The organism is Microcoleus sp. Pol1C5, from assembly GCF_036701115.1.
GTDB lineage: Bacteria > Cyanobacteriota > Cyanobacteriia > Cyanobacteriales > Microcoleaceae > Microcoleus.
Genome location: NZ_JAUBQE010000102.1, coordinates 1 through 10553 on the forward strand (window position 1 = coordinate 1; position 10553 = coordinate 10553).

At 47.0% G+C, this 10553-nt stretch carries 7 protein-coding genes; 4 read left to right on the plus strand and 3 right to left on the minus strand.

What is annotated here, in order from left to right; all coding sequences use genetic code 11:
• Both QUA23_RS29990 and QUA23_RS29995 read right to left on the minus strand, forming a co-directional pair.
• A partial coding sequence (locus QUA23_RS29990) for a two-partner secretion domain-containing protein (RefSeq protein WP_333110672.1) occupies window positions 1-2560 on the minus strand: 2560 nt, incomplete at its 3' end.
• Window positions 2561-2635: 75 nt separating this feature from the next.
• The gene (locus tag QUA23_RS29995) at window positions 2636-5533 is read right to left on the minus strand and encodes a two-partner secretion domain-containing protein (RefSeq protein WP_333079014.1); all 2898 of its coding nucleotides are present in this window, start codon (window positions 5531-5533) and stop codon (window positions 2636-2638) included.
• 195 nt (window positions 5534-5728) lie between these two features.
• On the opposite strand from QUA23_RS29995, the gene QUA23_RS30000 reads away from it, so the two are divergent.
• The 4 genes from QUA23_RS30000 (at window position 5729) to QUA23_RS30015 (ending at window position 7499) form a co-directional block, all read left to right on the plus strand.
• Complete coding sequence (locus QUA23_RS30000) at window positions 5729-6013, plus strand: hypothetical protein (RefSeq protein ID WP_333110674.1); 285 nt, start codon at window positions 5729-5731, stop codon at window positions 6011-6013.
• Between the two features lie 131 nt (window positions 6014-6144).
• Window positions 6145-6375: a DUF433 domain-containing protein gene (locus tag QUA23_RS30005; protein ID WP_333079017.1), complete on the plus strand. Its 231-nt coding sequence runs from the start codon at window positions 6145-6147 to the stop codon at window positions 6373-6375.
• Window positions 6372-6704 (plus strand): DUF5615 family PIN-like protein, encoded by a 333-nt coding sequence (locus tag QUA23_RS30010; RefSeq protein WP_333079018.1) that lies wholly within the window; start codon window positions 6372-6374, stop codon window positions 6702-6704. Before QUA23_RS30005 ends, QUA23_RS30010 begins: the two co-directional genes overlap by 4 nt.
• A 69-nt stretch (window positions 6705-6773) precedes the next feature.
• Complete coding sequence (locus tag QUA23_RS30015; RefSeq protein WP_333079020.1) at window positions 6774-7499, plus strand: hypothetical protein; 726 nt, start codon at window positions 6774-6776, stop codon at window positions 7497-7499.
• Between the two features lie 261 nt (window positions 7500-7760).
• Here the strand turns inward: QUA23_RS30015 and QUA23_RS30020 are convergent, their stop codons facing one another.
• On the minus strand, window positions 7761-9926 hold the full coding sequence (locus tag QUA23_RS30020; protein WP_333079021.1) for a ShlB/FhaC/HecB family hemolysin secretion/activation protein: 2166 nt from the start codon (window positions 9924-9926) through the stop codon (window positions 7761-7763).
• Between the last annotated feature and the right edge of the window lie 627 nt (window positions 9927-10553).

Genomic DNA, 10553 nt, shown 5'->3' on the forward strand with positions numbered 1-10553 from the left:
CCACATTTTGCGGCAGTTCCACTAAACCTTGAGCAGGATTCACCCCAGAAGCACTAAATGTTACAGTACCTTGCAAAGCCGGGCCGCTACTTTGGGAAATAGCCGCAATGTCGCTGGTAGGAATTAGAGAAGTCGGACTTACTTGCAACGCTGCAAATTCAGCATCTGTTAATCCCAAACTACTTCGCACCTGTTCGCGAGTAACTGATGTAAACCCGAAAACATTGGGGACATTAATATTAACCCGACCACCGGCGGCCGATCGCGCATTAGCTGTGATGTCACTATTTTCGTTGGGGAGAGTAATTAGAATATCGCTTTTAATGTTGATATTGCCACCCTCAGAAATACTTGCATCCGTTGTAATTCTGCTGCCTCGGCGCAACTGGATATCTCGTGCTTCAAGGTTAATATTTGCTCCGGGACCGGATGCCGTTCTACCGTCAATGCTGCTTTGGTTGTCAAGAAAAATTGAGTCTGCTTTGACATTAATGTTACCAGCCCGTCCCGATCCCAAAGCTTGCAGATTGAGTGTTCCTTCATTGCGAAGAATCAATTGCCCGACATTTAGATTCAACGAACCTCCGTTAGCCGTAGCATTAGGATCTATAAGCTCAGAAGCAATCCCAACGGAAGTCTGAATTTGACTGTTAAATTCACCTTGACCCCCATTCCCAATAACTTCTACACGACCCGCATTTATTGTGATGCTTCCGGCTTCTCCGCTGCCTAAAGATGCAGTGCTAATAACTCCCCCGCCCCGGAGAGTCAGTACAGGTGTAGAAATGTTGATACTCCCTCCCCGATTAGCAGTATTGGCATCAGCGCAGATGAAACTGGGATTCCGACTGCCGTTGGCCAAAACTCCAGAAAAACCCTCGACTGTTACTGACTCAGTGGCCCTAACTGTCAAATTACCTCCGGGCCCCCCAGTTGTATTCAATGGTTGGTTGCCCACAACTGCTCCGCTAGATAAACTAATCCCGCCTCCGTCAGAAATCCTCAACCGCTTCGTGTCGATATTAATGTCCCCAGCTTCCCCATTCACACCGCTGGCAGTTGAGCCAATTAAACTTGCTACGGGACTTCCAGTGGGAGTCCGCAGCACTTCTACTGATTCATTCGCTTTAATGTTGATATTCCCCGCTCCTCCTTCACCGCGGGTGATGCTGATCACACTAGCACCATCGCTTACGGTTAAACGTTTTCCCTCAAAGGTGATATTTCCTCCCCTACCGGTACTCCCCAAAAGTGGGCCACTGTGAATTGCAGAAGCGAGCATATCTAAAACCCCGGCACGGATGGTTATATTTCCGGCGTTGCCAGCACCTAACGTGGTGGTAGTCAATGCGCTTCCATTGTCCATCAGCAATCGTCCCGTGTCGATCGTGATGTTTCCGGCGGCTCCCATGCTATTAGTGCCAGTTATCAGCAGAAGTTGTGGGTCAAAAGGGTCGAAAGAGCCAGATACCGTATAGTTACCACCAAACACTCTATAGTTATCTAATCCAATTCCGAGCATTTCTACTGAGTCGGTAGCGCGGATGTTGATAGCGCCTCCGGCACCACTTCCTGCTGTCAGCGTGGAGATTTGCGCTCCACCTTGGACCCGAAACTGTTGAGCGTTAATATCGATCGCCCTGCCATCAATATTTCCCAAAGTCAGGGCATAAATTCGCCCATTATTGAGATTGACATTTCCACCTCGAATATCGACTTTGCCACCACCGATTCCACTGGTATTGATCAGTGAGCCGTTGGTCATTTCAATATTACCAAAGTCGGAAATCTTGTCATAGTTTAAATTTAATCCAAAAGGCGTTGACCCCAATCCAACCATCCCCGGACTAGCGACGCTACCCAGCAAAATTTGTCCTGTAGATGCAGTAACACTTCCCTGATTTAATTCAATATCTCCACCCACTAGGGCGAGTGTTTGTCCCGGCCCAACTGCTAAGCCCAGGTTATTGAAAATCGGCGGAATTCCTGGGGGTAATTGTGGTAAATTCAAGGCTGGTGCTGCTGAAGAGTTAATGATTTTACCAGGATTTTCTCGAAAATTTAAACCGATAGGTATATTGACATTTAACAGCGGTAATGATTGCGAATTGCTGCTGAATTGATAGCCATTATCGAAAACTACGCTATCAGCAGAACTTGCTAAAAATGAACCACGTAAATCTAACCGAGCATTGGGGCCGAAGACAATCCCTTTGGGGTTAATTAAGAATAAATTGCCGTTTCCCAAAACTCCCAGAGTTCCTAAAATATTAGAAGGGTTGCCACCAGTAACGCGGGTAAAAATATTCGCAATTCCGCTGGGATTGGCAAAATATGCTCCCCGCCCTTCACGGATGTTAAATTCGCGCAAGCTATGAAAAAGGTTAACGCCGCGACTTGCACCGCCTTCTATTCTGTCCGAGGGTAAATTATTAATAGTGTCGGGAACTGTGCGCGAACTTTCTGCACCCAAGCTATTATCGGGGATGATTTGGGCGATCGCGGGGACAGGAAACAGCAGTAAAAATGCACAAAATAGGGCGGAAGATAGGGGCTGCATCTTTGAAGTCTGGTTAATTTAATATTAAGAAAAATTAAGAAAATAGCGAGGGATTAGCTAAAACCTAAAGAGTATCTATCGAGGTACGCAAACACCCGTCGATTTCGGATTGCGAATAGATGCACCACCATGTGAATTATAGGCTACCAGCGTTACTTGTCCTCGATCGTCCATTACCCAACCTTGAGCGGGAATAATTTCTGTTGGCCGAACTTCTATGGATGCTCTTTTGCCTTCGACTTGCTGACTTTCACCTACCGCTGGTTCCACCCACGGAAACGGCGATGCAGCGCTGCTGAGAACTTCATTAGGACTCGGTGGCAATCCCCCCCGCCCCGTCACAGTAAACTCGTTCTCGGCCCCTTGGATGCAGGGATTTGCAGCAATTAACGCAGCCGGATTGACCACATTTTGTGGCAGTTCCACTAAACCTTGAACGGGATTGACTCCAACAGAACTAAATGTTACCGCCCCTTGCAAAGCCGGGCCGCCACTTTGGGAAATCGCCGCGATGTCGCTGCTGGGAAGCAGAGATGTAGGGCTTACTTGCAGCACTGCAAATTCGGCGTCACTGAGCCCCAACCTGTTTCTGACTTGTTCGCGACTCGCTGCTGTAAAACCAAAAACATTGGGGACATTGATATTCACGCGGCCGCCGCCTGCTGTGCGGGCGTTGGCTGTGATGTCACTGTTTTCTTGCGGGAGGGCGACAAGAATGTTGCTGTTGATGTTGATATTGCCGCCGTCTGAACTGCCTGCATCGGTGGTAATTTGGCTGTTGCGGCGCAATTGGATGTCTCGCGCTTGCAGGTTAATATTTGCTCCTGTACCGGATACAGTCGTACCGTCCATTCTCGCTTTGTTCTCAAGAGCGATCGAATTGGCGACAACATTAATATTACCAGCGCGTCCGGTTCCCGTAGCCTGCACTGTCACTGTAGCTCCATCTCTGACAATTAGTTGATCGGCATTTAGATTCAACGAACCGGCATTTGCCGTCGCCTGGGGATTAGTACCAAATATCTTGCCCACCGAAGCATCAATTGTACTGATAAAAAGACCATTATTTCCGCTGCCGCTGACCTCGATTCGATCGGCATTAACAGTAATATTCCCCCCATCTCCCACCCCCAAAGAGCTCGTAGAAACTACCGCCCCATCCCGCACGGTTAGGCTTGGCGTATCAATGCGAATCTCCCCGCCCGGACTAGAGCTCAAAGTTCCAGAACTCAGCGCACTAGCACTCTGAATTCCGCTGGTCAAAAGTTGAGAAATACCTGAAATTTCTACTGATTCACTCGCCCTAACTGTTAAATTTCCAGCAGGCCCCCCATCCCTAGAAAACAAAAACCTGCCAATTAACACACCCGTTCCTACTGTAAACGCAGAACCTCCAGAGAGAGTCAACCGCTTAGTATCGACGTTAATATTCCCCGCCCTTCCGTTAGAGCCGATACTCAGGGTGCTAATTCCGGTTGATACAACTGTTGTCGGGCCGGTGTTAGACAATTCTACTGATTCAGCAGCTTTAATGTTGATATTCCCCGACGGGCCGCTGCTGTAGCTTGTGCTACCCAGAATAGAACCGTCGCGCATAATTAATTTCCCCACATCAACACTAATACTTCCTCCCGCACCGCTACTTTCTTTAGCTGTCCCGTTGTTAATTCCAGAACCCACCATCTCAAAAGTATTGGCACGAATGATTAAATTTCCCCCATTACCACCGCCAAAAGTGATACCGCTACCTACGACCCCATTGTTGAAGAGCAGGCGGCCGGTGTCGATCGTAATATTCCCCCCCGAACCAGCACCAGCACTAGCATTAAACAGCACGAATAGCGGGTCAAACGGGTCTGTGGTTCCCGATACCAAATATTTAATTGCAAGCTGTTGATATCCCTCAACTCCCAGCCCGCTCATTTCTACTGAATCAGCAGCGCGGAAGTTGATATTACCTCCTGCACCATCTCCTAGAGTCAGGGTAGAAAATTGCGTGCCGTTTTCCACCCGCAACTTTTGAGCGCTGATATCGATACCTCTACCATCAATATTTCCTAGTGTCAGCGCATAAATTCGCGCCCCGCTGAGGGTGACGTTTCCACCTTTTAACTCTACTCTACCGCCACCGATTCCGCTGGTGTTGATGAGTGTTCCCTCGGCTATTTGAATATTGCCGAAGTTCTGAATATTGTCATAATTTAAAGTTAAATTTCCCTTTTCTTCCGCTGTCAGTGCCAAATTAACTAAACCGGGACTGGCTGCGCTACCCAGTAAAATTTGTCCGCTGCTGGCGGTTAAATTACCGCCTTGGAGTTGGATGTCGCCGCCAATGAGTGCTAAAGTTTGACCTGGTTCTACTCCTAAACCAACTCGATCGCTAATCGGAATTGGCACAGGAGAGGCTGGGAGGTTTACCTTTCCTACAGCCGTCGATTGATTGACAATTGCACCGGGATTGTCTCTAAATCTTAAACCAACGGGAATATTAACGGTTAAGAGCGCAGATGTTTGTGGGTTGGTGCTGCTGAATTCAAAGCCGTTATTAAACACAATACTGTCAGCACTCGAACCGATAAATGAACCGCGCAAATCTAACCGCGCATTCGGGCCGAATATAATTCCTTTTGGGTTAATTAAAAATAAGTTACCGTTTCCTAAAACTCCCAGAGTTCCTAAAATATTAGAAGGGTTTCCGCCAGTAACGCGGGTGAATATGTTGGTAATTCCGCTGGGATTTTCAAAATAAGCTCCCCGCCCTTCACGGATGTTAAATTCGCCCAAGCTGTGAAATAGGTTAACCCCGCGAGTTGCGCCGCCAGTGATTCTATCTGAGGGTATGTTATTGATTGTATCGGGAACGGTGCGTGAACTTTCCGGGCCCAAGCTACTGTCTGGGATGATTTGGGCGAAGGTTTTCGAGGGAAATAGCAATAAGAAAACAAAAAGTAGGCCGGAAGACAGGCGAGACATACCTTAAACCCTGTTATATAAATAATATCGTTTCCGGTTCCATCAGAATTATATATCTGGATTATATCAGTGCGATCGCCTCAGTGTTCGATCGGCTCTCTTTCACCCCTAAAGTGGACTTTTCGCAAATATAATAAAGATAGCTTTTTTCAATGCGACGTTTGAAGGTAACTCAGAGGAGGAACAGTCATGAGGTTGAATGAGTTGCCGGGAGCGGAGCTAATTCTACCTGGATTGGACGAGCTTCATCATGGTAAGACGAATACAGTTGAGTCATTGTTAGTCGCGATCGCAGCAACGCGCCTAGCCGAAGCCGGCTTAGATGTTCCTAAAGATCGTCTAGCAGCAGAGCCAGAACTGACCTTGTATGCTCTTCTTGAAGATGAACGGGATGATGCCTACCTCTATTACAATGCTTTGCTGAATCGCCTGAATAGCTTTTGCAACGCACTTGAACTTCGTTATATGTATAAGCTATGAGAATTGGATTACGCTATTTCAAAAAACTTTTGCGCGAGCGTATTAAAAACAAGATTGACAACCTTGCCAGATCCGCAGTCATAGGCTAAGATTTTGCAAACGTCGAGAACACAATAACGATAATTCCAACTATGAACTACCGAAACCACATCACGATCGAACCCAATAAACGTGGTGGCAAGCCTTGTGTACGCGGCTTGCGAATTACGGTTTATGAAGTGCTTGAGTACCTGGCTTCCGAGATGACTGAAGCAGAAATTCTCGACGATTTCCCCGATCTGACGCGAGAAGATTTAAAAGCCTGCATAGCTTATGCTGCTGACCGTGAGCGTCGGTTTATGACTGCTTCATTATCCGCATGAAATTACTTTTTGATGAAAACTTGTCGCCCAAGTTGCCGAACCGTTTGAGCGATATTTTCCCAAATTCGCTTCACGTTCGAGATGTGGGGATGAAAGCAACGATCGACCCAGTAGTTTGGGATTATGCAAAAGACAATAATTTGATGATTGTCTCGAAAGACGCGGATATGCACGATCTGAGCTTAGTATTCGGGAATCCACCGAAAGTTATTTGGCTTCGCCTTGGAAACTGTTCGACATTGCAAGTTGAAAATTTGCTACGTCGGTATTTTAACGAAATCAAATTATTTTATGAAGACGAGAATTTATCGCTGCTTGCTTTATCATAACTGTACCGCAACTGCGATATAATTATAAGTTAGACACACATAATTGATATATGTAATTTAATTGCTACGATGATTCCACACAGAGATACTCTTTTAAAGGCACGTAAAGTCTATTCACAATGTGCGAACAAAGTAGAAAAAAGTATTGCAGCCCAAGGACTTACTCCATTGCTCTCAACCCAAGTTATTGGAATAGGTGTTGCGACTGAATGGGTAAGACGTGCGGCAGAGATGGACAACATTCATTACATGGGCAAGAACTTAAATAAATCGAAAAGTAACGATTTGTTTATTGAACTTTTACGATTTAACTTCTCGTGGTTTGCTCTTAATGCAATCTTTACTCGGAATGAGCTGCTGTCTTTATTCGGAACTCCCTCTGATAAGAGTGAATACTCAGCATTTTGTCTTCTGTACACTCATGCTGTACCACAAAATGCAACAGTAAGCTTGCAGAAACTTCATCGGCTACTGAATACACCAATTACAACACGGTTGCCCAGCACCAGTAACCATTCCGTCTCAACACTGGAAGCTATCTATTTGAAATACTTACCAAACAACATTCGTGGGCGCACTGCAAAAGCTATGCAGCAAGCAATAGAGGCACGAAATGCTAACTCTATTGATATGCCTACCCTTTTATACGGATTCCGAAACTGGTCTGTGCATGGCAATACACTACACGGTTGTTTTGGAAGTCATCCCGGATTCCTAGAATATGCGTCTCTCCTTCAAGAGACTTTAGCGGACGTACATTACGGGACAGCTAGAAAACTCATGAGCTTACTATAACCCTTTAAAACCCCAAAACCTGATAACCCTTTCGAGCTATCAGGTCGTCACCTCGACCTGCCCATGAAGTAACTTGCATCGTGTGGTAGACAGTCAGGGAGTTGCGCTGTGTCCTGCTAAGTAAAGCAGGCTAAACTTTAAATATGATTATTGAAACGCAAGTCGAATAACATTTTCAAACTATATTATAGTCTAAGACAGCAGAATCTAGGATACTGTAGAAAGTGTTTAGTTTCGATCGCGCTCAATCCAACCTAAAATTTAGAAAGCGAAGTAATTAATCCGAAAGTATAGGCCTTTTTCCTGCAAAGTTCGATCGCCCGATCGAGCATTGATCAAAGGAATGCCGTAGTCTAGACGCACATTCAACCGATCGCCCATCTGCCAAACCAGGCCCAAACCCGCACCCAGCAGTTTATCCGAGTCAGGATTCGCCTTTTCCTCCGACTGGTTCCACCCTACCCCAAAATCGATAAACGGAGCGACTTGCAACAATCCTTGGACTTCCGGGACACGCCAAACCGGGATTCGCACTTCAGCAGATGCGATCGCACCGCTATCAGTTAACAGCAAATCTTGGCGGTATCCGCGCACGCTTTGAACGCCGCCGATCCCAATTTGTTCGAGGGAAAGCAGGGGGCGATCGGCTAATTGAATGTCAGAACGCACTATCAGCAAGGTTTCTGGCGCTAGCAGCCGCACGTACTGGGCTTGTCCGCGCCACGCCAGAAAGCGGCTGTCGGGCCCGCTATCGTTCGCAGTCGCGCCGAACAGATTAGTGCCGAGGGAGAATTGCGATCGCGCGGCGAACACTTGGTTGGAACTCCGCTGCACGTATTCTTGAAAAAAGCGCACAGCCGAAACCCGGGTTTCGCCGCGATCGTTTGCTCCCGCCGAAAGCGCAAATCGTTCCCCTGACAGGAATGTATCGCTTTCTTGCCGCGAAAAACTCAGTCCCAAAGCCAAAGTGCGATCGGGCTTTTCGACAATCGGCTGCCGGTAAGTTAACTCGTAAGTCCGCGATTTCCCCTCAATTTCAGCAGCATCAAACGGTTCCTCAATGATGTTGGTGCTAGCAGCACTCGCAGCGAACCCAATCGTGCCGTTGCGCGCGTTGACGGGGACTGTGTAGCTGCCGTTGAATTCATTGCTGCCGTCGGTGTTAGCATAAGATACCTCTAGTCCGTCGCCCAAACCGAGCAAATTTGCTTGATTGATGCGAACACCGCGCCGAAAACTGCCGACGCTGGGCGATCGGTTGTTGTCTGCGAACACTTCACCGTTAAAGCTATCTGCTTCTTTTACCCGCACTTCTAAACGGCTGTTTTCCGGGCGGCTTCCGGCTTGCAATTCGGCGGAAATATTGCCAATTAAGGGGTCGAGTTGCAGCAATTGCAATGCTTCTAGCAGACGATCGCGATTCAGAGGGCGTCTGGTAGCGCGCTCAAGGCGCGATCGCACGTAATTGGAATTTAAGCGCCTGTTTCCAGTAATCACAATTTCATCTAATCCGCCTTCTACAATCCGAATTTTCACCACACCTCCGTCTCTCGGAAAGCTTTGGTTGGCGAGAATGACAGCGCCGGAATTGATGTATCCTGCCGCTACATATTTTTGAGTGACGGCTGCTTCGGCTGCGATCAGTTCAGCAAAGGTGATTTCGCGCCCCGCAAACTGTTGCGTAACTTCTGCGAGTTCGCGATCGCTAAAAGCTGTGTTGCCCTCAAATTCAAAGCCAGCGACCTTAATTGTACCCGGAATACCTGGTCTAATTTCGCTTTCAACGGGCATTGGTTGGGTGGGTTGGAGGGGAGACGGCGCAGGCGGTTGCGGCGGCTCAGGAGCTGGTAATTCGGGTTCTCGCGGCAGAATTGGGTTGGGTAGTTGGGCCAGATGCGAGGCTCGATCGATACCCAAATCAATTTTTTGTCGGTCAATATTTTCTTCTAGTTTTTGATCTGAGTTAAAAAGCTGGGTTTCTTGAGTTTTTGTGCTGAATGTGCGATCGGTCTGAGATGTTGCACCATTGTCAATAAGCGTTTTACGGGCGGGCAGGATGCCCACCCCACAAGAAAAATCACTCGTTGTGGAACAGGCATCTTGCCTGTTCTTGAGAATGCTGTAAGATGTCACATCGACTGAATTTGCCGGAGACGGCGGTAAGTCGGGAGTTTCCGTCGCCACTGAGTGTTCTGACTCTGTGGGTAACTGCGTTTCCTCGTCTTTTACCGGCAAGTCTTGGCGTTTGTCAAAAGTGGTATCGTTGGGGGCTAATGCTCGATCGCCTCCGCTGCTGACTGCTGCCAAATCCTCAACATTTGAGGTCAAAATTTCAACGGTGCTAGCGGATGTTTTCGCTGGTTTTCCCAGCCAAACTAACCCAAAAATTCCAGCGAGTAAAAATATTTTTTGTGAGCGACAAGCCATAGGATCTAATTATTATCTCGCTTAAGTGGGGGAAAATATTTTCAGGAAGTGAGCACCCTCAAGTAAAAATCAATCTTAACAGCAAAAAAGGAAACAGCCGACGCAGCCAACAGTTTCGGCGACGCTACAAACCAAAAGGTCGATCGACGGCTGTTCACTTCCCAAGACTTACGCACCAACCGGGTTCTTATCCGAAAAAATCTCGTGTAAGTCGATCGTAAACGGTAAAAAAAACCAATTTTTTTTGTTGCAAAACCTACGCTTTCATGCTAATGGCGCAACCAGAACAGTCCTGCACGCCAGGGTAAACCAGAAACCGGGTTGTGTCCGAAAAGACGCGCTACAACTGAGATATGGCACCCTTCTCAATAATCTTTTTATGAACAGGCAAGATGCCTGTTCCACAAGAGATGAATTTTCTTGTGAAACAGGCATTTTGCCTGTTCTTAATAATAGTGCAAGATGTGAGTTACAGCCTGCAGAGCCACTAAAAAACCCGGTTTCTTTGATTTTGGTGCATCATACCAAATCCGACTTTAATACCCCCTTTACATTACTCACAAGTTAAGCTAAAACCAAAGTTGTCAATGAGTAATTTTACTCATTTTTTACCTGTTGACCCAATTA

Coding starts and splice junctions, on each gene's coding strand:
- QUA23_RS29995 (WP_333079014.1), bottom strand. CDS start 5,533: ATGTCTCGCCTGTCTTCCGGCCTACTTTTTGTTTTCTTATTGCTATTT.
- QUA23_RS30005 (WP_333079017.1), top strand. CDS start 6,145: ATGAACTACCGAAACCACATCACGATCGAACCCAATAAACGTGGTGGC.
- QUA23_RS30010 (WP_333079018.1), top strand. CDS start 6,372: ATGAAATTACTTTTTGATGAAAACTTGTCGCCCAAGTTGCCGAACCGT.
- QUA23_RS30015 (WP_333079020.1), top strand. CDS start 6,774: ATGATTCCACACAGAGATACTCTTTTAAAGGCACGTAAAGTCTATTCA.
- QUA23_RS30020 (WP_333079021.1), bottom strand. CDS start 9,926: ATGGCTTGTCGCTCACAAAAAATATTTTTACTCGCTGGAATTTTTGGG.